The 21,370-nt window shown below is 40.2% G+C and carries 25 protein-coding genes and 1 pseudogene; 6 read left to right on the top strand and 20 right to left on the bottom strand.

What is annotated here, in order from left to right:
- Window positions 1–44: 44 nt before the first annotated feature.
- Genes HT732_RS03110 through HT732_RS03100 form a run of 3 tightly spaced genes read right to left on the bottom strand, consistent with a single transcriptional unit; the run spans window position 45 to window position 3,196 of the window.
- A complete protein-coding gene (locus HT732_RS03110; RefSeq protein WP_173253919.1) occupies window positions 45–1,304 on the bottom strand; it encodes an ABC transporter permease in 1,260 nt (419 codons plus the stop codon).
- A gap of 1 nt (window position 1,305) precedes the next feature.
- The gene (locus tag HT732_RS03105) at window positions 1,306–2,007 is read right to left on the bottom strand and encodes an ABC transporter ATP-binding protein (RefSeq protein ID WP_033680086.1); all 702 of its coding nucleotides are present in this window, start codon (window positions 2,005–2,007) and stop codon (window positions 1,306–1,308) included.
- Window positions 1,991–3,196, bottom strand: coding sequence for an efflux RND transporter periplasmic adaptor subunit (locus tag HT732_RS03100; protein WP_173254014.1), 1,206 nt, complete (start codon window positions 3,194–3,196; stop codon window positions 1,991–1,993). The genes HT732_RS03105 and HT732_RS03100 overlap by 17 nt, the downstream gene beginning before the upstream one ends.
- A 289-nt stretch (window positions 3,197–3,485) precedes the next feature.
- Between HT732_RS03100 and gor the strand changes: the two genes are divergently transcribed.
- Window positions 3,486–4,832 (top strand): glutathione-disulfide reductase, encoded by a 1,347-nt coding sequence (gor, locus tag HT732_RS03095; protein ID WP_173253918.1) that lies wholly within the window; start codon window positions 3,486–3,488, stop codon window positions 4,830–4,832.
- Window positions 4,833–5,029: 197 nt separating this feature from the next.
- Window positions 5,030–5,566 (top strand): biotin transporter BioY, encoded by a 537-nt coding sequence (locus tag HT732_RS03090; protein ID WP_173253917.1) that lies wholly within the window; start codon window positions 5,030–5,032, stop codon window positions 5,564–5,566.
- Window positions 5,567–5,619: 53 nt separating this feature from the next.
- On the opposite strand, the gene HT732_RS03085 is transcribed toward HT732_RS03090, so the two are convergent.
- Window positions 5,620–5,835, bottom strand: a complete 216-nt coding sequence (locus tag HT732_RS03085; protein ID WP_000807422.1) for a YdbC family protein — start codon at window positions 5,833–5,835, stop codon at window positions 5,620–5,622.
- Window positions 5,836–5,933: 98 nt separating this feature from the next.
- Between HT732_RS03085 and HT732_RS03080 the strand changes: the two genes are divergently transcribed.
- Window positions 5,934–6,254 carry a hypothetical protein gene (locus HT732_RS03080; protein WP_173253916.1) on the top strand — a complete coding sequence of 107 codons (321 nt, stop codon included), beginning with the start codon at window positions 5,934–5,936 and terminating at the stop codon, window positions 6,252–6,254.
- Window positions 6,255–6,283: 29 nt separating this feature from the next.
- Here HT732_RS03080 and HT732_RS03075 read toward each other — a convergent pair whose 3' ends face one another.
- The 6 genes and pseudogenes from HT732_RS03075 to rpsP form a co-directional block, all read right to left on the bottom strand.
- Window positions 6,284–6,622: an ATP cone domain-containing protein gene (locus HT732_RS03075; RefSeq protein ID WP_001196040.1), complete on the bottom strand. Its 339-nt coding sequence runs from the start codon at window positions 6,620–6,622 to the stop codon at window positions 6,284–6,286.
- Window positions 6,623–6,633: 11 nt separating this feature from the next.
- On the bottom strand, window positions 6,634–7,353 hold the full coding sequence (gene trmD / locus HT732_RS03070) for a tRNA (guanosine(37)-N1)-methyltransferase TrmD (RefSeq protein ID WP_173253915.1): 720 nt from the start codon (window positions 7,351–7,353) through the stop codon (window positions 6,634–6,636).
- Window positions 7,343–7,861, bottom strand: a complete 519-nt coding sequence (gene rimM, locus HT732_RS03065) for a ribosome maturation factor RimM (protein WP_173253914.1) — start codon at window positions 7,859–7,861, stop codon at window positions 7,343–7,345. Before rimM ends, trmD begins: the two co-directional genes overlap by 11 nt.
- An 82-nt stretch (window positions 7,862–7,943) precedes the next feature.
- A pseudogene (locus tag HT732_RS03060) lies at window positions 7,944–8,246 on the bottom strand (MazG nucleotide pyrophosphohydrolase domain-containing protein); the annotation flags it as partial.
- Window positions 8,247–8,419: 173 nt separating this feature from the next.
- Window positions 8,420–8,659, bottom strand: coding sequence for an RNA-binding protein KphA (kphA, locus tag HT732_RS03055; RefSeq protein ID WP_000379617.1), 240 nt, complete (start codon window positions 8,657–8,659; stop codon window positions 8,420–8,422).
- Window positions 8,660–8,678: 19 nt separating this feature from the next.
- A complete protein-coding gene (rpsP, locus tag HT732_RS03050; protein WP_000268760.1) occupies window positions 8,679–8,951 on the bottom strand; it encodes a 30S ribosomal protein S16 in 273 nt (90 codons plus the stop codon).
- A 177-nt stretch (window positions 8,952–9,128) separates the two neighbouring features.
- Between rpsP and HT732_RS03045 the strand changes: the two genes are divergently transcribed.
- Together HT732_RS03045 and HT732_RS03040 are read left to right on the top strand one after the other, a co-directional pair.
- On the top strand, window positions 9,129–9,662 hold the full coding sequence (locus HT732_RS03045; protein WP_173253913.1) for a hypothetical protein: 534 nt from the start codon (window positions 9,129–9,131) through the stop codon (window positions 9,660–9,662).
- 107 nt (window positions 9,663–9,769) lie between these two features.
- Window positions 9,770–10,573, top strand: coding sequence for a peptidylprolyl isomerase (locus HT732_RS03040; RefSeq protein ID WP_173253912.1), 804 nt, complete (start codon window positions 9,770–9,772; stop codon window positions 10,571–10,573).
- Between the two features lie 54 nt (window positions 10,574–10,627).
- Here the strand turns inward: HT732_RS03040 and HT732_RS03035 are convergent, their stop codons facing one another.
- From HT732_RS03035 to HT732_RS03000, 8 genes are all read right to left on the bottom strand, one after another.
- Window positions 10,628–12,169: an ABC-F family ATP-binding cassette domain-containing protein gene (locus HT732_RS03035; RefSeq protein WP_173253911.1), complete on the bottom strand. Its 1,542-nt coding sequence runs from the start codon at window positions 12,167–12,169 to the stop codon at window positions 10,628–10,630.
- Between the two features lies 1 nt (window position 12,170).
- Window positions 12,171–12,653 (bottom strand): VanZ family protein, encoded by a 483-nt coding sequence (locus HT732_RS03030; RefSeq protein ID WP_173253910.1) that lies wholly within the window; start codon window positions 12,651–12,653, stop codon window positions 12,171–12,173.
- Window positions 12,653–13,738, bottom strand: coding sequence for a 23S rRNA (adenine(2503)-C(2))-methyltransferase RlmN (rlmN, locus tag HT732_RS03025; RefSeq protein WP_000804760.1), 1,086 nt, complete (start codon window positions 13,736–13,738; stop codon window positions 12,653–12,655). The genes HT732_RS03030 and rlmN overlap by 1 nt, the downstream gene beginning before the upstream one ends.
- A gap of 20 nt (window positions 13,739–13,758) precedes the next feature.
- Window positions 13,759–14,289, bottom strand: coding sequence for a YutD family protein (locus tag HT732_RS03020; protein WP_173253909.1), 531 nt, complete (start codon window positions 14,287–14,289; stop codon window positions 13,759–13,761).
- 156 nt (window positions 14,290–14,445) lie between these two features.
- A complete protein-coding gene (sodA, locus tag HT732_RS03015; RefSeq protein WP_139658759.1) occupies window positions 14,446–15,051 on the bottom strand; it encodes a superoxide dismutase SodA in 606 nt (201 codons plus the stop codon).
- A 165-nt stretch (window positions 15,052–15,216) separates the two neighbouring features.
- On the bottom strand, window positions 15,217–16,263 hold the full coding sequence (gene holA, locus HT732_RS03010) for a DNA polymerase III subunit delta (protein ID WP_173253908.1): 1,047 nt from the start codon (window positions 16,261–16,263) through the stop codon (window positions 15,217–15,219).
- Window positions 16,264–16,296: 33 nt separating this feature from the next.
- Window positions 16,297–17,232 carry a dihydroorotate oxidase gene (locus tag HT732_RS03005; protein ID WP_173253907.1) on the bottom strand — a complete coding sequence of 312 codons (936 nt, stop codon included), beginning with the start codon at window positions 17,230–17,232 and terminating at the stop codon, window positions 16,297–16,299.
- A gap of 521 nt (window positions 17,233–17,753) precedes the next feature.
- The gene (locus HT732_RS03000; RefSeq protein WP_173253906.1) at window positions 17,754–18,134 is read right to left on the bottom strand and encodes a hypothetical protein; all 381 of its coding nucleotides are present in this window, start codon (window positions 18,132–18,134) and stop codon (window positions 17,754–17,756) included.
- Window positions 18,135–18,475: 341 nt separating this feature from the next.
- Between HT732_RS03000 and gdhA the strand changes: the two genes are divergently transcribed.
- Window positions 18,476–19,822, top strand: a complete 1,347-nt coding sequence (gdhA, locus tag HT732_RS02995; RefSeq protein ID WP_070842577.1) for an NADP-specific glutamate dehydrogenase — start codon at window positions 18,476–18,478, stop codon at window positions 19,820–19,822.
- Between the two features lie 408 nt (window positions 19,823–20,230).
- Here the strand turns inward: gdhA and tnpA are convergent, their stop codons facing one another.
- On the bottom strand, window positions 20,231–20,695 hold the full coding sequence (tnpA, locus tag HT732_RS02990; RefSeq protein ID WP_173253905.1) for an IS200/IS605 family transposase: 465 nt from the start codon (window positions 20,693–20,695) through the stop codon (window positions 20,231–20,233).
- A gap of 287 nt (window positions 20,696–20,982) precedes the next feature.
- Window positions 20,983–21,351 carry a 50S ribosomal protein L7/L12 gene (gene rplL, locus HT732_RS02985; RefSeq protein WP_001196965.1) on the bottom strand — a complete coding sequence of 123 codons (369 nt, stop codon included), beginning with the start codon at window positions 21,349–21,351 and terminating at the stop codon, window positions 20,983–20,985.
- Window positions 21,352–21,370 lie beyond the last annotated feature (19 nt).

The raw sequence follows: 21,370 nt of genomic DNA, 5'->3' as shown, positions 1-21,370 counted from the left end.
AATCTATATAAAAACAAGATAGACGAGTGTCCATCTTGTTGATTTTATTCATAACGAAGGGCTTCGATTGGATCAAGTTTCGATGCCTTGTTGGCTGGCAAGACTCCAAAAATCATACCCACACTAGCCGAAACCGCAAGACTAAATAGGGCAACTGGAATTGATACTCCAACTTCTATACCCGCAATCAAACCTTGCAGTAACAAACCTGCTAAGGCAGTTAAACCACTTGCAATTGTCAAGCCAATCAAGCCACCTAACAAGGTTAAAATCATGGATTCAATCAAAAACTGGATTAAAATATTGGCACGAGTTGCACCCAAAGCCTTACGGAGACCAATCTCACGGGTACGCTCTGTCACCGAAACCAGCATGATATTCATAACACCAGTTCCTCCAACAAAGAGAGAAATTCCTGCAATGGCACTAATAATCGTCGTCATAAAACTAAACGATTGTTGAATTTCTGCGAATGCAGCTGACTCATCTGCCACTTGATATTCTCCCTGTTGCAAGCCAGCAAGCTCTGTCATTTTTCGTGCTAATTCTGGACCCAGAGTTTGAGTCAAGCTTGTGTCATTCACTCGAAAGACAATATTAGCTATTTCATCTACATTAAAATTCGCAGCAAGGGAAGTATTTGTAGTAATGGGCAAGCCACCAAAACCATATATTTTTGAACGTTTAGCCTCTGGACTAGTATAAACCCCAATGACCCGGTAACTAAATCCATTGACTTCTACAACCTTGTTAATAGCCTCTTGAGGAGAGCCAAATAAACTAATGGACAATTCTTCATCAAGCAAAATAACACTTGCAAATTCTTTGAAATCTTGCTCTCTCAGACTACGACCTGCAATGATTTCATTCTTAACAGCGTCCATATAGGTTCTATTCCCGCCTGTCAAATTGGCATTTTCAACCTTTTTATCTTTATAAGTCAAGATGGCGTTAGTTGAGTTGGTTACATAGTAATTATCCACTCCCTTGAGTTTGGCTGCCTCTTTAACCCAGGATTCTTGCGGTTTTGGCGGTTCAACATGAACTTCCTCTTCTTTTCCAGAAACCGTAAAAGCTGATTGTTTCTGAGTAAAAGACCCATCTTTGCTTTTTTTAGAAGAGAAAAAGACACTGATATTCTTCTGAGATTTGGTCATATCTTTGTTGAGTTGACGAGATAGGGAGTCACCTAGAGCCATAATCACAACAACTGATGAAACACCGATAATAATCCCAATCATGGTAAGCAAAGAACGCATCTTATGAGCCATGATAGATGAAAAGGCAAATTTCAGATTCTGCATCTTAGTTTTCCTCCTTTTCTAACTGAGCACTATCAGACGAAATGACCCCATCTCGAATGACAATCTGACGTTTGGCATAAGCAGCTATTTCAGGCTCATGCGTTACCATGATAATGGTTTTTCCTTCTTTGTTCAAGTCAACCAATAGTTGCATAATTTGATTCCCTGTTTTGGTATCCAAGGCTCCTGTCGGTTCGTCTGCTAAGATAATAGAAGGATTGTTTACCAAGGCACGCGCAATAGCCACACGTTGCTTTTGACCACCAGATAATTCCGAAGGCAAATGATGACTACGTTCTGTCAATTCAACCTTATCTAGATATTCCTCAGCTAACTTGCGACGTTTTGAAGCCGAAACTCCTGCATAAATCAAGGGTAATTCTACATTTTGCAGAGCATTGAGTTTGGATAGAAGAAAGAACTGCTGAAAGACAAAACCGATTTGTTGGTTGCGAACCTTAGCTAGTTGTTTTTCACCCAATCCAGCCACTTCTTGACCTTCAAGATAATACTCTCCACTAGTTGGTGTATCCAACATCCCAATCGTATTCATGAGAGTAGACTTACCAGAACCAGATGGTCCCATAATGGCAACAAACTCACCCTCATTCACTTCTAGGTTGATATTTTTGAGAACCTGCAGTTCTTGGTCACCGTTACGGTAGCTTCTGCAGATATTTTTTAGACTAATTAGTTGCTTCATCAGCCTTCACCTCTTTTCCTTCCTCTAGAGAAGACGTTGGGTTACTGATGACCTTGACTCCATTTGTCAGACCTGAAGTGATTTCTTGGTTGTCTGCATCAGCATTACCCAAACCAACTTCCACTTTCTTGGCCTTTTTCTGCTCGTCAAGTACCCAGACATAGTTCTTATCATTTTCAGTCACAACACTTGTTAGAGGAACCAAAATGGCTTTACTCTTATTCTTGACCTCAACACTTACTGAGAATCCTTGTTTCAAATCACCGATTTCACTTGTAACATCGATGGTATATGGATATTTAGAACCAGAATTACCAGAAGCTGCGGCAGCTGGACTAGCTGCTTCACCATTGTTTTTAGGATAGTCAGAAATATAGCTTAATTTCCCAGTCCATTTTTTATCAGGATACACTTTAGAAGTAAAGCTTACTTCTTGACCTACAGATAGGTTGGCGAGGTTATATTCAGATAATTCTCCCTTAACTTGCAAGTTTTCATTACTTACGACATGAACGACTACTTGGCTAGCTCCTGTTGGAGATTTAGAAACATTGTGGTTGACTTCGACCACAGTTCCCTCTAAGGTACTGAGAACCGTCATTGCATCTAACTGACTTTGAGCCTTGCTTAATTGCGCTGCTGCATCTGCACGAGCATCACGAGCATCACCTAATTGTGCATCAATAGATGACACTGAATTTCCTGAGACTGGAGCTGGAGTTTGGGCTGCTACACTTTCGCCTCCTGCTGGCGTTGGCAACTGTGGAGCCGGAGCTGAAGCGGCTTCATTTCGCGCTTGGTTGAGTTCGTTGATATGACGATCTGCCTTAGCAACTGCTCGACTAGCTGAATCATATGCCGCCTGTGCTTCTGAACTACTGTACTTGACTAAAGCCTGCCCTTCACTCACTTTATCACCCACAGAAACAAGGATTTCATCTAAATCTCCCTTACTAGCATCAAAATAAACATATTGTTCATTTTTTGCCGTTACTGTCCCTGATAATAAAACAGAGGATGCGACGCTTCCTTCCTTGGCAACAACAAGATGAGTAGCCTCATCTTTTACAGCAGTCTGAGAAGGTTGTCTAAAGAGCAAAATGCCCCCAGCACCCAATACAACTACACTCGCAGCACCGATTGCTGCATACAATTGCCACTTTTTAGCTTTACCATTCTTTTTCATAATGAAACTCCTTTTTGATTTAAAGTTCTTAACAATATTATACAAAAATTATCAATTTGAAACAATAACATTTCAGAACGAAATAATGACATTTCAGGATTTAATTATTGTTCGGAATTTATTTTACAATCATTGTACTAGTTATATCATACACTTTATTTTTCTTTTTTGCAAGCCTTTTCTTTAAATTTTTTGAACGTAGCAGATTTTTGCAATCAAATCAAAAAAAAGATAGAATATGACTATCAAAAAATGACACTCTACTATTTAAAAGAGTACAAAGGAGTTTTCAATGAGAGAATATGATATCATCGCTATCGGTGGAGGGAGCGGAGGAATTGCTACCATGAACCGAGCTGGTGAACACGGAGCTAAAGCAGCCGTTATTGAGGAAAAGAAACTAGGTGGAACCTGCGTCAACGTCGGCTGTGTTCCTAAGAAAATCATGTGGTACGGGGCGCAAATCGCTGAGACTTTCCATCAATTTGGAGAAGACTACGGCTTTAAGACTACTGATCTTAACTTTGACTTTGCTACCCTACGTCGTAATCGTGAAGCCTACATCGACCGCGCTCGTTCTTCTTATGGTGGCAGTTTTAAACGCAACGGAGTAGACTTGATTGAAGGTCATGCTGAATTTGTAGATTCTCATACTGTCAGCGTAAATGGTGAACTGATTCATGCTAAACATATCGTGATTGCTACTGGTGCCCATCCAAGTATTCCAAATATTCCTGGTGCTGAGCTAGGTGGCTCTTCTGATGATGTATTTGCCTGGGAAGAACTGCCAGAGTCAGTTGCCATTCTAGGCGCTGGTTATATTGCTGTGGAATTGGCTGGCGTGCTCCACACTTTTGGTGTCAAGACAGACCTCTTTGTTCGCCGCGATCGTCCTTTACGTGGTTTTGATTCTTATATCGTTGAAGGTTTGGTCAAGGAAATGGAAAGAACAAACTTACCACTTCACACTCACAAAGTCCCTGTCAAGTTAGAAAAAACTACTGACGGCATTACCATTCATTTCGAAGATGGTACTAGTCACACAGCTAGCCAAGTTATCTGGGCTACAGGCCGCCGTCCAAACGTTAAGGGCTTGCAACTTGAAAAAGCTGGAGTCACTCTGAACGAACGTGGCTTTATCCAAGTGGATGAATACCAAAATACTGTTGTTGAGGGAATCTACGCTCTAGGTGATGTAACAGGTGAAAAAGAACTGACTCCAGTTGCTATCAAGGCTGGACGTACTTTGTCTGAACGTCTCTTTAACGGAAAAACAACTGCAAAAATGGACTACTCAACTATTCCAACCGTTGTCTTTTCACACCCTTCTATCGGAACGGTTGGATTGACAGAAGAGCAAGCTATTAAAGAATACGGTCAAGACAAAATCAAGGTTTATAAATCAAGCTTTGCATCTATGTACTCTGCCGTTACTAGCAATAGACAAGAATCCCGTTTCAAACTCATAACAGCTGGTCCAGAAGAAAAAGTTGTCGGACTTCATGGAATTGGCTACGGCGTTGATGAAATGATTCAAGGCTTTGCTGTTGCTATCAAAATGGGAGCAACCAAGGCTGACTTTGATGCAACTGTGGCAATTCACCCAACTGCATCTGAAGAATTTGTAACCATGCGTTAATCGAAATAAAAGAAGCTGATACAACTGTGTCTGCTTCTTTTTTGATGTTTTCGAATCAACAAAACAATTACCCACCCCTTAACCAGTAAGCAAAATCGGCTGTTACAGTTTTTGTTATCTTGTTTTTAAAAATTGGTTGACAATGATTACTCTACGAGTATAATAGTTACTATACATTATAAAAGAGGTTAACTATTTTGAAAAAAGCTCACGTTTATGCTATCCCTGCTATTGGGGCTGCTCTCATTGCTGTTTTGGCACAAATCAGTCTTCCAATTGGACCCGTCCCCTTCACTCTGCAAAACTTTGCAATCGGCTTGATTGCTACTGTCTTTAGACCCAGAGAGGCTGTACTTTCTGTTGGACTTTATCTTCTTCTAGGTGCCATCGGTCTTCCTGTTTTTGCAGGAGGTGGAGCAGGATTGCAGGCGTTGGTTGGTCCTACTGCGGGTTATCTTTGGTTTTATCTTGTATACTCTGGACTTACTTCCTCCCTAACTAGCAGCGATAGTGGTTTTGTCAAGATTTTTCTTGCAAACCTCTTGGGTGATGCCCTTGTCTTTGTCGGCGGGATTCTCAGCTTGCATTTTCTAGCTGGAATGGCATTTGAAAAAGCTCTTGTTGTGGGGGTCATTCCCTTTATCATTCCAGACCTTGGTAAACTTCTGGCTATTAGTTTTATTAGCCGTCCACTACTTCAACGCCTTAAAAATCAGGCTTACTTTGCTAACTAAAAAAGGATATCGAGTTGCCATGACTCAATATCCTTTTCTTTCATTTTAAAAACTTAGTTGCCTTTAAAAGCATCCACCATCGTTTGAAATTCTTCATTGGAGAGAGTAATCCCTTTGCCCATTTTAGTATGATCTGGACTCCAAGCACGAATATCAAACTTTGCAGGGGCACCATTAAAGCTCACACGGTTGATTTCCTTGGTCCAACCTTTTTCGTTTTCAGAAAGAGTCAACAAGTGCTCTTCGATTTCAAATGTAAATTCTGCCATTTTCTTCTCCTTTTTTAGCTTTCATCTGATTATTCGTAAAATCTTGTAGATTTTAGGAAAATTTTATATAATATTGATATAAAAGAAGGGAGGCCAATATGAGACATAAATTCCAGCAAGTTCTAGGTAAAATACATGACTTTTTAAATGGACATGAAGAACCAGACCAGACTGAAAGCAACTCCCTTACAACCACTATTGAAGAGGCTATCCAGAAACAAACCGCTGTTCACCTTATCTTGTCTGAGACAAGCTTTACAGGTGACATCATCAAATACGATCAGCAAGGACAGCAAATTATCGTGAAAAATTTTGCCAAAAATGTGACCCGTATTATCCGCATAAGCGATATTCAACGCCTGCGATTTGTCCCTTCAACTGTCCAAACAGCCCAAAAAAATAGATTTAAGAAAGAGTGAGATGTAGTTGCTTCATCCCACTCTTTTTCTTAGCGAATTTGTTCAAAATGTAAATGAACAGCGATATGGTCTCCATAACCACTTCTTTCCAAGTCACGTTGTAGACGATAGGAAATGTAGTGTTCTGCAATGGTAATGTAACCTGCACCCAATAAACGATGTTCAACCATAGATTGAATCATACTGATAGTCGCACGTTCCACCTTGGCCTCTTCCAAATCCAAAACCACTTTCTTAGTGACTTGTGCAAGGTTTTGACGCAAATCATCTGTCAATACGTAGACAGTCTGGGCTGCCTTTAAGATAGCTTGGTAAATCTTGTCTGGATTAAATTCAGCAATTTCACCATCACGTTTGATTACTTGCATAGGTATCTCCTTTATTCTTTGTTTTCTTTGATTTCTGCCAGCATTTTTTCTTCTTCTGCTGTCAGTTGATAATGTTCAAGCAAATCTGGTCTGCGCTCGTAGGTTTTCTTTAAACTCTCATACAGGCGCCACTGACGAATCTTTTCATGGTGCCCGCTCATCAGAACATCTGGGACAACCATGCCTCGATAATCATAGGGACGTGTGTACTGGGGGTATTCGAGAAGGCCAGAAGAAAAACTATCATCTTGGTGGCTAGACTCCTTGCCAATCACTTCTGGAATCAGGCGTACCGTAGCATCAATCATGGTCATAGCCGCCAACTCTCCACCAGTCAAGACATAGTCCCCCAGGGAAATCTCATCTGTCACCAAGCTCTTAATACGCTCATCATAACCCTCGTAATGCCCACAGATAAAGATTAGCTCTTCCTCTTGAGCCAAATCCTCAGCATAAGCCTGATCAAACTGCTTTCCAGCTGGATCGAGGAGAATAACGCGCGGATTTTTCTTTTCAATAGCATCAAAGGCATCGAAAATGGGTTGGGCTCGGAGCAACATCCCCTGACCGCCTCCATATGGCTCGTCGTCTACATGGCGGGCCTTTTCAGCATTTTCTCGAAAATTATGATACTGGATATCCAAGAGCCCTTTTTCTCGAGCCTTTCCAACGATTGAGTGCTCCAGTGGAGAAAACATCTCTGGAAAAAGGGTTAAAATATCAATCTTCATCGTCTAACCCTTCTAAGATTTCCACATCGACGCGGTTATTTGGAATATCAACATTGAGAACCACTGGTGGGATATAAGGCAAGAGCAAGTCACGCTTGCCTTTTCGCTTGACCACCCAGACATCGTTAGCACCTGGTTGCAGGATTTCTTTGATGGTTCCAATCAGGTTCTCTCCCTCATAGACTTCCAAACCGATAATCTCGTGATAGTAGAATTCACCATCATCTAAATCGTTTAAATCTTCCTCAGCGACCTTGAGACTGTATCCCTTGTACTTTTCAATAGCATTGATATGGTACATATCTTTGAATTTAATAATGTCAAAGTTCTTCTGTTTACGGTGGCTAGCGATAGTCACTGTTTGGACAAACTGATCTTTTTCATCAAACAAGGTCAGCTCAGATCCTTTTTTAAACCGTTCTTCTGCAAAATCTGTCACAGACAAGACTCGCATCTCACCCTGTAACCCTTGCGTATTGACGATTTTCCCAACATTAAAGTAGTTCATCTTGTCTCCCGTAGTCTATTTCTACCCTTTATTTTATCACGTTCCAAGAATTTTCTCAAGTTGGAGGAAGGGGGCAACATCTCTACTTTCCCTTCAAAAATCCTTCCAAATCACGTTCATGCTGATATTTGATAGCTGCCTTTTTGTCTTTTTCAAAAATGGTCTTGGTTAGATCTATGTCGTTGATGGCCGCAATTGCGACAGTGTAGTGAATAATATCAGCCAGTTCTTTAGCTAGTTCCTCATTTGAGTCCTTGACACCCTCTTTTCGACCAGAGCGACCATTCAAAACTTCGGCTACTTCTCCGACTTCCTCCACTAGCTTGATAAAAAGACCTTCCTCAGTCCGAGACTGCTGGTAATGTTCGAGTAATACTCTTCGAAAATCAAATTCAAACTACGTCAGCTTCACCTTGCCGTACTCCAGTACAGCCTGCGGCTAGCTTCCTAGTTTGCTCTTTGATTTTCATTGAGTATAACTAGTCTTGTAATTGTCTAAACGTTAAATATTTCATATCCTGCTCCTCGCAAAAAAGCGAGACATTCGTCCCGCTCTGCTTATTTTTCATCAATAACGATTCTTACTTTTTTGTCTTCAGTTGGGACAGAGTAGACAATCGTTCTTATCGCAGAAATAGTGCGACCCTTACGACCGATTACACGACCCACATCGCTTTGATCAAGATCCAAATGATATTCCAAAAACTCTGGTGTATCTTCAATCTTGATAGTTAAGGCATCTGGTTGTGAAATCAAGGGTTTCACAATCGCAATAATGAGATTTTCAATCGTATCCATCTGTCAACCTACTTTAAACTTATTTTGAGAATTTAGAATCGTGGAATTTTTTCAATACGCCTTCTTTTGAAAGGATGTTGCGAACTGTATCTGAAGGTTGAGCTCCATCAGCCAACCATGCAAGAACGCGGTCTTCTTTCAAAGTTACTTGGTTTTCAGCAACAAGTGGGTTGTAAGTTCCAACTGTTTCGATGAAACGTCCGTCACGTGGTGAACGTGAATCAGCTACGTTGATACGGTAGAAAGGTTTTTTCTTAGAACCCATACGAGTCAAACGGATTTTAACTGCCATTTTTAAAGTCTCTTTTCTTATTTTTTATTTCGGTGAAATAGCTGAGCTATTTAGCACATGTTCTATTATAGCAGATTTCTGGCAGGTGTCAAGAAAAAAACTTGACAGACTATAAAATTTTTAAACCATTTATAAATTTGTTAGAAGTAGGAAATAAATGTTTGAAAGAGGCTATCAGTGAATACTATTGTAGAAACATTTTATAAAGACCATCAAGTCAAACCCTTCATATCGCCTGAACGAGATTTGGATACTTGGCTCCAAAATCCCAAACCCGTTCCCAAACGAAACATGGAATTATTAACAGATGATTTACTAGCAAGAGATATCCTGCTACTCTGGAGAATCCAGTTTGGCACTTTTACCACCGAAACTTGGTTTACTAAATACTTTGAGTACACTTATAGTATTGATGCCCCTAAGCATCTAAAAACTCTGGTAGAAAAAGGTTATGCTATCATTGAAACAGCTTTTGATTCACTTGACCATCTGAATGCTACCATGAAAATGAATGTTCTGAAAAGCAAGGGAATTACAGGACTTTCTAAAATGAAGGCTGCAGATTTGAACCAAGCCCTTCATGACCATTTTTCAGAAAAGGAATTGGCAAGTCACTTTTCGATTCGTGGCTACAAATTGACTCCAAAGGGAGAGGAAATACTGGAACAGTACCAGGACATTGTCGACCGTCATCCAAAGAAAAATCTCTAAGCAAGCGATTTTTTGATTGTTGACTGTAAAACTGCCTTGTTACTAATATTTGAAATCCCCTTCTTTTTAGGGTACAATGGTAGAAATAAATTTTTGAGAGGAACAGAATGAAAAAACTAGCAACCCTTCTTTTACTATCAACTGTAGCCCTAGCTGGATGTAGCAACATCCAACGCAGTCTGCGTGGTGATGACTATGTAGATTCTAGCTTGGCCGCTGAGGAAAGCTCCAAAGCAGCAGCCCAATCTGCCAAGGAGTTAAACGATGCTTTAACAAACGAAAAGGCCAATTTCCCACAACTATCTAAAGAAGTTACTGAAGATGAAGCCGAGGTGATTCTCCACACGAGCCAAGGTGATATTCGCATTAAGCTCTTCCCTAAACTCGCTCCTCTAGCGGTTGAAAATTTCCTCACTCATGCCAAAGAAGGCTACTATAACGGTATTACCTTCCACCGTGTTATCGATGGCTTTATGGTCCAGACTGGAGATCCAAAAGGGGACGGTACAGGCGGTCAGTCCATCTGGCATGACAAGGATAAGACAAAAGACAAGGGAACTGGTTTTAAAAACGAGATTTCTCCTTATCTTTATAATATCCGTGGTTCACTTTCAATGGCTAATACTGGTCAACCAAACACCAATGGCAGCCAGTTCTTCATCAACCAAAACTCTACAGATACCTCTGCTAAACTCCCTACAAGCAAGTATCCAAAGAAAATCATAGAAGTCTACAAAGAAGGTGGAAACCCTAGTCTAGATGGCAAACACCCCGTATTTGGTCAAGTGATTGACGGTATGGATGTTGTAGATAAAATTGCCAAAGCCGAAAAAGATGAGAAAGACAAACCAACTACTGCTATCACAATCGACAGCATCGAAGTGGTGAAAGACTACGATTTTAAATCTTAAAAACCAAAAAATACAGTATCCGCATTCGATACTGTATTTCTTTTACTCTCATTCTTAAGTTAAACTATTAAAATCCCAGATTTGATCCATCCAGCCTTCATAGAAGTCTGGTTCGTGGCAGACCATAAGGATAGATCCCTTGTATTCTTTGAGAGCACGTTTGAGTTCATCCTTGGCATCCACATCCAAATGGTTGGTCGGCTCGTCCAGCACTAAAACATTGTTTTCACGATTCATCAAGAGACAGAAACGAACCTTGGCTTGTTCCCCACCTGACAAGACCTGAATTTGACTTTCAATATGCTTGGTTGTCAGACCACAACGGGCAAGGGCTGCACGAACTTCTGCTTGGTTGAGAGCTGGAAAGGCATTCCAAACAGCCTCTAGTGGCGTTTGACGATTGCCTCCTTCTACTTCCTGTTCAAAGTAGCCAAGTTCTAGGTAGTCTCCACGTTCCACTTCCCCAGCAATAGGTGGGATAATTCCCAAGAGAGACTTCAAGAGAGTTGTTTTCCCAATACCATTAGCACCGATAATAGCAACCTTTTGATTACGTTCAAAGGTAAGATTTAAAGGCTTGGTCAGAGGACGATCATAACCAATTTGCAAATCCTTGGCTTGGAAAATAAATCGCCCTGGTGTACGAGCCGGTTTGAAATCAAAGGATGGTTTTGGTTTCTCACTTTGCAGTTCGATAATATCCATCTTATCCAATTTCTTCTGACGAGACATGGCCATGTTTCGTGTTGCAACACGCGCTTTGTTTCGAGCCACGAAGTCCTTGAGGTCCGCAATCTCTTTCTGCTGACGTTCGTAGGCTGCCTCTAGCTGAGATTTCTTCATAGCATAGACTTCTTGGAACTGGTAGTAGTCACCAGAATAACGCGTCAGCTGTTGATTCTCCACATGATAGACGATATTGATAACATCATTGAGGAATGGAATATCGTGCGAAATAAGGACAAAGGCATTCTCATAGTTTTGGAGATAGCGCTTAAGCCAGTCAATATGCTCAGCATCCAAGTAGTTGGTCGGCTCGTCCAAAAGCAAGATATCAGGCTTTTCAAGGAGAAGTTTTGCCAAAAGCACCTTGGTTCTTTGTCCACCTGACAAAGAAGTTACATCCGTATCCATTCCAAAGTCCATAACACCAAGAGCACGCGCTACTTCATCAATCTTAGCATCCAAGGTATAGAAATCACGACTCTCCAGACGGTCTTGGAGTTCTCCCACTTCTTCCATGAGAGCATCAACATCCGCTCCATCTTCAGCCATTTCCATATAAAGGTCATTGATGCGAGCTTCTGCTTTGAATAGCTCATCAAAGGCTGTACGGAGAACATCACGTACCGACTGCCCTTCAGCAAGGACAGAGTGTTGGTCTAAGTAGCCAGCAGTCACATATTTGGACCACTCAACCTTCCCTTCATCTGGCAACATCTTACCAGTCACGATGCTCATAAAGGTTGATTTTCCTTCACCATTGGCACCGACCAGGCCGATATGTTCTCCCTTAAGGAGACGGAAGGACACATCTTCAAAAATTGCACGGTCACCAAAACCATGACTCAGATTTTTAACTTCTAAAATACTCATTTTAATTCCTTATCTTGTTTTTATGTAATCGTTTATTAAGTAGCCAAGCGATATAGCCACCCAAGGTATTGGTCCACAAATCATCAATTTCAAAGACGCGATTAAAATCAAAGAAAAAGTCCAAGGCTAACTGCGTACACTCGATTCCAAGACTCACTAGAAAACTAAAAAGAAGGACCTTTTTTGTTTTCCGCAAGTTTGGAAGGAGATAAAGGAGTTGGAAAATAAGAGGAAAAAGCAAGAAGACATTGAGGATATTTTGTAGAAAAATCCAACATAATTGTCCTATGTCACTCACCTCACCCAGTTTCCAGAGAGAATTGAAAGGAGTCAAAAGAAAAACCAGGCGTCCAAGATGCTGAATACCTGGAGTTTCCACCCCCACAGGAGAATGTTCTTGAGGAGTAAAGCAAAAGTAAACGATACAAATACTATAGAAAATGACTCCCCAGACCAAAACATGATTGTAACTCTTCTTCATCATTAAGGATTGACTGCTGCTACTGCTTTCTGGCGGTCACGTTTCATTGTATTGGAACGCAATTGTCCACAAGCTGCATCAATATCTGTTCCGTGCTCTTGACGAACCACACAGTTAACCCCTTTTTTCTTAAGCGTATCATAGAAGGCCAGGACGCGCTCTTTAGGACTACGGCTATATTGGTCATGCTCACTAACTGGGTTGTAAGGAATCAAGTTTACATAAGACAATTTCTTGATGTTCTTGAGCAATTCAGCCAATTCCAAGGCTTGTTCTACACCATCGTTAACTTCATTGAGCATGATATATTCAAAAGTCACACGACGATTAGTTGTCTCAATGTAGTACTCAATAGCAGCGAAAAGTTTTTCAATCGGAAAGGCGCGGTTAATCTTCATAATACTTGAGCGCAACTCATTGTTAGGTGCGTGAAGAGAAACGGCAAGATTGACCTGAACACCCTCATTAGCAAAATCACGAATTTTATGGGCCAAACCTGAGGTTGAAACCGTAATGTGACGAGCACCGATGGCCATTCCCTTGTCATCATTGATAGTACGAACGAAATTCAAGACATTGTTGTAGTTATCAAAGGGCTCACCGATCCCCATGACAACGATATGGCTGACGCGTTCGTCCTGACCACGCTCATCAAAGTATTTCTGAACCAGCATGATTTGCGCTACGATTTCACCGTTATTGAGGTCACGTTGTTTCTTAATCAAACCAGAAGCACAGAAGGTACAACCGATATTACAGCCGACCTGAGTGGTCACACAGACTGACAAACCATAGTGTTGACGCATGAGTACTGTCTCAATCAACATACCATCTGGCAATTCAAAAAGATATTTAACTGTCCCATCAGCAGACTCTTGAACGATACGTTGTTTCAAGGGATTGACCACAAACTGGTCATTAAGCTTAGCAATCAAATCCTTGGAAAGGTTGGTCATTTCTTCAAATGACTGGACACGTTTACGGTAAAGCCATTCCCAGATTTGATCTGCACGGAATTTCTTTTCTCCTTGCTCCAAAACCCATTCCTGCATGGTTTGACGTGTTAAACTATAAATTGACGGTTTCATTTCTTCTCCTTATTCTATACTCACTTCTGACGAATGACAAAATGACGTTGCCCCTTGTCCTCTTTCTGAGAATGCTGGTCCTTCTGACGACGTCTATTTTTCTTATCTGCATTCGGTTTTCGTTTGGTTTGAACCGGTTTCTTTCCTTTTCTAGAAGGCTGCTCTTCTTCCTTTTTACGCATTTTCTTGTCAAATGATGCTCGCTTAGGGGCTTCATTTTCTAAGACAAAATAGGCACAACCATAACTACAATACTCTAAAAGATAGTCTTGTAAACGACTGATTTTTTCAAGTTTTTCATCTGTTCGGTCATCCTTGTAAAAACCTCGTAGGCGAAGCTGTTCGTTGCTCCAGTCTCCCACGATATAATCAAACTTGGTTAAGACTTCTGAAAAACGCTGATTAAAAGCCGTCACATCAAAGGCATCCTTGATATTTTCCACCAAGGAAAAAGCTATCCCTTCCGTTTCTACCTTGTCCCCGTGTAAATGGAACTCAGGACCAGGAAACTTGTTATAGTTGTATAATTCAGGTGCAATTTCTTTTCGCATAGATATCCTTTTTCCACGATTACTTAATACTTTATTCTACCATAATTTCTAGCAGTTAGCACGTTTCTCATAAAAATGAAAAAAGTCTGACGATTTTGTCAGACCAAAATAATATAACCTTAAAAAGAGAAGAACAATTCTTCCCTCCAACTATCATTATTTAGCAGCTGCGTACAATTCATCTACTTTGTTCCAGTTGATTACTGAGAAGAAAGCTTTGATGTAGTCAGGACGCACGTTGCGGTATTTCACGTAGTAAGCATGTTCCCAAACGTCCAAGCCCAAGATTGGTTTTTTACCTTCTGAGATTGGTGTGTCTTGGTTTGCTGTTGAAGTCACTTCAAGTTTACCTTCTTTGTTGACAACCAACCATGCCCATCCAGAACCGAAACGAGTTGTTGCTGCTGCAGTGAAAGCTGCTTGGAACTCTTCAAATGAACCAAATGTTGCATCGATTGCTGCTGCCAGTTCTGCTGATGGAGCTGTTTTTTCAGGAGTCATCAATTCCCAGAAAAGAGCGTGGTTCAAGTGTCCACCACCATTGTTGATAAGCGCTTGACGGATATCAGCTGGGATTGATTCTACATCAGCAAGCAAAGTTTCAAGGTCTTCACCGATTTCAGGGTGTTTTTCAAGAGCTGCATTAGCATTGTTGACATAAGTTTGATGGTGTTTGTCATGGTGCAAGTGCATTGTTTCCGCATCGATGTATGGTTCCAAAGCGTCGTATGCATATGGAAGATCTGGTAAGATAATAGCCATCTGTAATACCTCTTTTTCTTTCTATATGAAAATGATAACGCAAACATTCACTTTTTTCAAGTTTTTTGCTTATAGATGAAGAAATCACTGAATACTTTCTAATAAAATAAGCAAATCAGCAAGAAACCCACGACAAGATAATCCTGACGCGGGTTAAAAAGTTTTTCAAATAGGGTTATTTACCTGACTAGCAATCTGTAAGAGTGCCTTTTCAAAAAGGAAACCTTTTTCATAAAGTCCTGTCTTAATCTGATAGTCTGTCTCAATCAAATAGGAAATAGCTTGCTTCAAAAAGCTCAAGGAAAGTCCTCGTGAATCCCTCAACGCAAACTTGATTTGATAGGGATTGGGATTGCGTCCCAGATAACTACCTAAACTACTTGCAATCTGTGATTCTGTTTGCCCAGACTCCGACAAAATCTTCACCTGAGTAAAAGTCCGAAATTGTCCTAGCATGACTGCAATCAGTTTGATTTCATCTTCACCTTGCAAGGTCAAGTCTCTAACCAAATCGCGCGCCTGGTCCATCTTTTTAGTCAGAATAAACTGAGTTAAATCAAAAATATTGTCCTGTAAGGTCTTGGGAATTGCGTTAACAATATCCTCTTCTTCGATAACAGAATCTGCCTTATAGGACTGTAAAAAGAGGAGATTTTTCTGGATTTCACTAAATTGGAAACCAGACTTGATAAGTAGATTTTCAAAGGATTGCCCCGCAAACTGCAGACCTTGTTTCTGGCTCCACTTTTGGAAATACTGGCGCAATTCTTGTTCTTTGGCTTCTACTGCATCAAAGACCTTGGCATCACGCTTAAGTAATTTAACCAACCGTCTTTTGCTATCCAGCTTTCCTTCTGCAAATATTATCAACTTGGTTGTTGGCGAAGGATTGTCAAGGTATTCCTCAAACGACTTAAGCTCATCATCTGTCAAAAAGCGCTTTTTAGCAGTCGTGATATCGACAAAATGATCCAATATCACGATTTTATCATCCGCAAAGAAAGGAAGACTGACTAACTCCAGTTCCACATCCTTGTAAACTACTTCTTTCATATCAAAGTAGGCAAAGTTGAGGTCAGCAGAATCATAGCCAATCTGTTTCAACACTTGACTTTTCATCACTTCAAACTGGCCCTGATCTGTCCCAGTAAATAGGCTCAGGTTAGATAAATTTGCTAGAGTCAGTTTTTGACTCTCTTCAATAGCTAGCATCTTCTCTCCTTTCTTCTGATTTTTCGATTGAATTTAGTCAATATAGCGCAATTTCCCACGAAAATCTTCTAGGCTCTCGTACCCTTTTTCCGCCATGATTGCTTTCAGTTCATTAGTAATGCGTTCAAAGGCACCGAAACCTTCTTTGTGAAGGGTGGTTCCCACCTGCACCATACTTGCTCCACAGAGGATATGTTCAAAGGCATCACGACCAGTCAAAACGCCACCTGTTCCGATGATTTGGATTTGAGGATTAAGACGTTGGTAGAAGGCGTGAACATTAGCTAAAGCAGTTGGTTTGATATACTCGCCACCAATGCCACCGAAACCATTCTTTGGTCGAATAACAACAGACTCATCTTCTATATATAGGCCGTTTCCGATTGAGTTGACGCAGTTGACAAACTTAAGAGGATACTTATTGAAAATAGCTGCCGCTTGGTCAAAGTGAACAATGTCAAAATATGGTGGCAATTTAATTCCAAGAGGTTTGGTGAAGTAGGAAAATACTTCTGCCAAAATCCGGTCTGTTGTCTCAAAATCATAGGCAATCTGAGGTTTTCCTGGAACATTTGGACAGGAGAGGTTTAGCTCAGTCAGACCACGAAACTCACTCTCTTGGACTTTTTTCAGGATAGTATGGGTTTCCTCTGGAGACATGCCAACTAGAGATAAGAAGAAAGTCCGGTTTGGCTCTTTTTCCTGCAAATCCAAAAGATAATCCAGATAGTAGTCTAAGCCCTTATTCGGCAAGCCCATAGAGTTGATAGAACCAAGTGGAACATCTTGATAGCGTGGCTCAGGATTTCCCTGACGAAATTCCAAGGTCGCTGTCTTAGTGACAAAGGTTCCTGCCGCTGAGTTTTTAACGCCCTCTAACTCTGCTATCGTCATACAAGCCACACCTGCTGCATTCATCAAGCAATTGTCAAACTCAAAACCAGCAATTTGTGCTTTCGTTGATACCATGATTCTAATCCTCCAGATTCCTTTTATTGCTAATATTATACCACAAGTGAAAAACGTCCACAAATACTTATCGTTACTTGTTAATAGTTAAGTTTTTACTTGTTTTTCTTTAAAATGATTTTCATTAATTACCCTATTTTTTAAATTCGTATTCATCTTTATTTTCATTTCCATGCTAATCTTTGTCCGCATAGTTGAGAAGGTTTCAATTTAAAATTCTACTAGATTACAAAAGAATCAGTGATTAATTGCACTGTTTTTATTTTTTACAAAACGCTTTATAAATCTATTTGTTGAAGTTAACGAATCAATTTTCAGAGTAAATAAAAAATCGCAAGCCTGAGCCTGCGGTGGGGATAATCTTTTTTGAAATTTTGAAACAAAAAAGGAGCATTTAAGCTCCCTCCTTTGAAATAACGGACACTTGGCTGGTCGGTGTACCCAGCATCTCAGATACCTTTTTCAAGGTGCGGCAGGAACCTTTCTGCCCTCAAATGTCTTTCGTTAACGTTATTCTAGCACTATCTACTTTTTTTGTCAAGCTTTCTCAATCTACCAGACTTGATACGACTTTGTAACTTGAAATCTTGTAAACGATACATGGTAGGAACATAAAAGAAATCGCCACTTTTATGTAACTTAATCGCAACAAGAACATTATTATCAAATCTTTTTACATATTCAAAACTGGTGTCTTTCTCTCGTGGATTGATGCCGACGAAATCTGGGTTCCTTAGTATGAGCTCCAGGTCTTCAATATGATGAATCACATCATTGTGATGGCGTTTTATCATATGGCTTCTCAAACCGTCTTTGTTAACCTTTATATCACTCGCTTTAAGAACAATATCAAAAATTTCTTTTACTTCATCGTTAACCTGACCGATTTTTTCATGATCCATCATTTCCTCCGTTATTTCATAATTATTATATCACATTTTATTTTGTCATAATGAGTCCATTTGACTCTACTGTGAAGTCTGCTTCATCTTTCGTTGTTCAATCTGGTTTGAGGTAGTATCAACCTTGACCTATACTGACAAAAGCATTTGAAACCATATTTTCAGATTTTCTCTTTGAGAAAGATATTTACAAGAAAAAGGTTCGTTTTTTATCTATTTTCAAAAAATCCCAAAAACTAAATTGAAAGAATTTTTAGAAAATTTTTGTTTTTCTCTTTACAGTTAAAAAAAATTCTGCTATAATGACACACATAATTAAATTAGAATTTAAGGAGAACGATATGACATCTGCTAAAGAATATATCCAAAGCGTGTTTGAAACTGTAAAAGCTCGTAACGGGCACGAGGCTGAATTCCTCCAAGCTGTTGAAGAATTTTTCAACACTTTGGAACCTGTATTTGAAAAACACCCTGAGTATATCGAAGAAAATATCTTGGCACGTATTACTGAGCCTGAGCGCGTGATTTCTTTCCGTGTTCCTTGGGTTGACCGTGATGGAAACATTCAAGTAAACCGTGGTTACCGTGTTCAATTCAACTCAGCTGTTGGACCATACAAAGGCGGACTTCGTTTCCACCCAACTGTTAACCAAGGGATTTTGAAATTCCTAGGATTTGAACAAATCTTCAAAAACGTCTTGACTGGACTTCCTATCGGTGGAGGTAAAGGTGGATCAGACTTCGATCCTAAAGGTAAAACAGATGCTGAAGTGATGCGCTTCTGCCAAAGCTTCATGACTGAATTGCAAAAACACATCGGACCATCACTTGACGTACCTGCTGGTGATATCGGTGTTGGTGGACGTGAGATTGGTTACCTTTACGGTCAATACAAACGCCTTAACCAATTTGATGCTGGTGTCTTGACTGGTAAACCTCTTGGATTTGGTGGTAGCTTGATTCGTCCAGAAGCAACTGGTTACGGTTTGGTTTACTATACTGAAGAAATGCTCAAAGCAAATGGTAACAGCTTTGCTGGTAAAAAAGTGGTTATTTCAGGTTCTGGTAACGTTGCTCAGTACGCGCTTCAAAAAGCAACCGAACTTGGTGCAACAGTTATCTCTGTATCTGACTCAAATGGTTATGTCATCGATGAAAATGGTATCGACTTCGATCTTTTGGTCGATGTTAAAGAAAAACGTCGCGCTCGTTTGACTGAGTATGCAGCTGAGAAAGCAACTGCTACTTATCATGAAGGTTCTGTATGGACTTACGCTGGAAACTATGATATCGCTCTTCCATGTGCTACTCAAAACGAAATCAACGGTGAAGCAGCTAAACGTTTGGTTGCTCAAGGAGTTATCTGTGTCTCTGAAGGTGCCAACATGCCAAGCGACCTTGATGCCATCAAAGTTTACAAAGAAAATGGTATCTTCTACGGACCTGCCAAAGCTGCCAATGCCGGTGGTGTAGCCGTTTCAGCCCTTGAAATGAGCCAAAACAGCCTTCGCCTCTCATGGACTCGTGAAGAAGTTGATGGACGTCTCAAAGATATCATGACAAACATCTTCAACACAGCTAAAACAACTTCAGAAACATATGGTCTTGATAAAGACTACCTCGCAGGAGCTAACATTGCTGCCTTTGAAAATGTAGCAAACGCTATGATTGCACAAGGTATTGTTTAAGATTTATTTGCTCAATCCTCAATCACTACGATTGGGGATTTTTATACTGAGTTAAACAATTTGTATAGTTACTTATTCCCTTTTTTACCCCATGGAACATAAGAAGAAAAACCGCTACTCCCAAGAATAGCGGTTTAATCATGTTTTTAAGCTACTAATGTAGTCGCTCTATTATTTACGATTTACTAATCCTAAATCTAGATTAGTAGAAACATTTTCATTATCTAACAAACCAAAATTTTGAAAAAGATATCCTGATACTGTCAATCATAACCACCCGTCAAACGGGTGGTTTGAACCAGGGCTATAAGCCCAAATTACCAGCCAGCGCCTAAAGACGCTGGCTTTCACGTTGTTCAAGCCTTATTGCTCTTGACTCGTCACTTGCCTCTTAAAGAGGCTTTAATATTACTTACCACTATCCCTAAAGGGATCCTCATATTCTTTTACACTCAATTTATCTAGTGTTATATCATGCTTTTCCTGTTCTTGAATATATTTCTTAATTGTGGCTTCATTGAGTCCCACCGTACTCACATAATAACCTTCCGCCCAAAAATGCCGATTCCCAAACTTGTACTTGAGATTGGCGTGTTTGTCAAACATCATGAGTGCACTTTTTCCTTTTAAATAACCCATGAAACTCGAAACACTTATCCTTGGTGGAATACTTACTAACATGTGTACATGGTCTGGCATTAAGTGACCCTCGATAATTTCAACTCCTTTATAACTACACAAGCGATGAAATATTTCGCCTAAACTACTTCGATATTGATTATAGATAACTTTTCGTCTATACTTAGGGGTGAACACAATGTGATACTTACAATGCCACTTTGTGTGCGATAAACTATGAGCCTTTTGTGCCATATTTTTCTCCTTTCGCTTTACAATTGGCTTGAACACCTTTATTGTATCGCGTTCGGAGTTTTTTTGGTATAACCTTCGACGCGCACCCGCATAGCGGGTGGTTTTTTTGTCTCGCACCTAACGGAGCGAGACGGACTAATAGTCACATAAAAAGAAAAACCCTGCCAAATTAATTTTTGGTAGGGTTTTTGGTAGGAAACTAAATTAATTTATCAGTTTCTAAAATGTGTTCACGATTCTAAAAGGCTGATACTATAGTATTCCGATTTCTAATTGGTATATGCCTCTTATTTAAGAGTAACTGAAGCTCCAGCTTCTTCCAATTTAGCTTTGATTTCTTCAGCTTCTGCAGTTGCAACGCCTTCTTTAACAAGTGCTGGTGCACCATCAACAAGTTCTTTAGCTTCTTTAAGACCAAGACCTGTGATTTCACGTACAACTTTGATAACGCCAACTTTTTTGTCGCCTGCAGATGTCAATTCAACGTCGAATGAATCTTTAGCAGCACCAGCATCAGCAGCACCAGCTGCAGCAACAGCTACAGGAGCAGCTGCAGTTACACCAAATTCTTCTTCGATAGCTTTTACAAGGTCGTTCAATTCAAGGATTGAAGCTTCTTTAATTTCAGCAATAATGTTTTCAATGTTCAATGCCATTGTTATTTCCTCCAAATAT

This window comes from Streptococcus sp. 5346, from assembly GCF_013277455.1.
Taxonomy (GTDB): domain Bacteria; phylum Bacillota; class Bacilli; order Lactobacillales; family Streptococcaceae; genus Streptococcus.
Note: the sequence above shows the minus strand (reverse complement) of the source record. Positions and strands in the feature narration are given on the sequence as shown.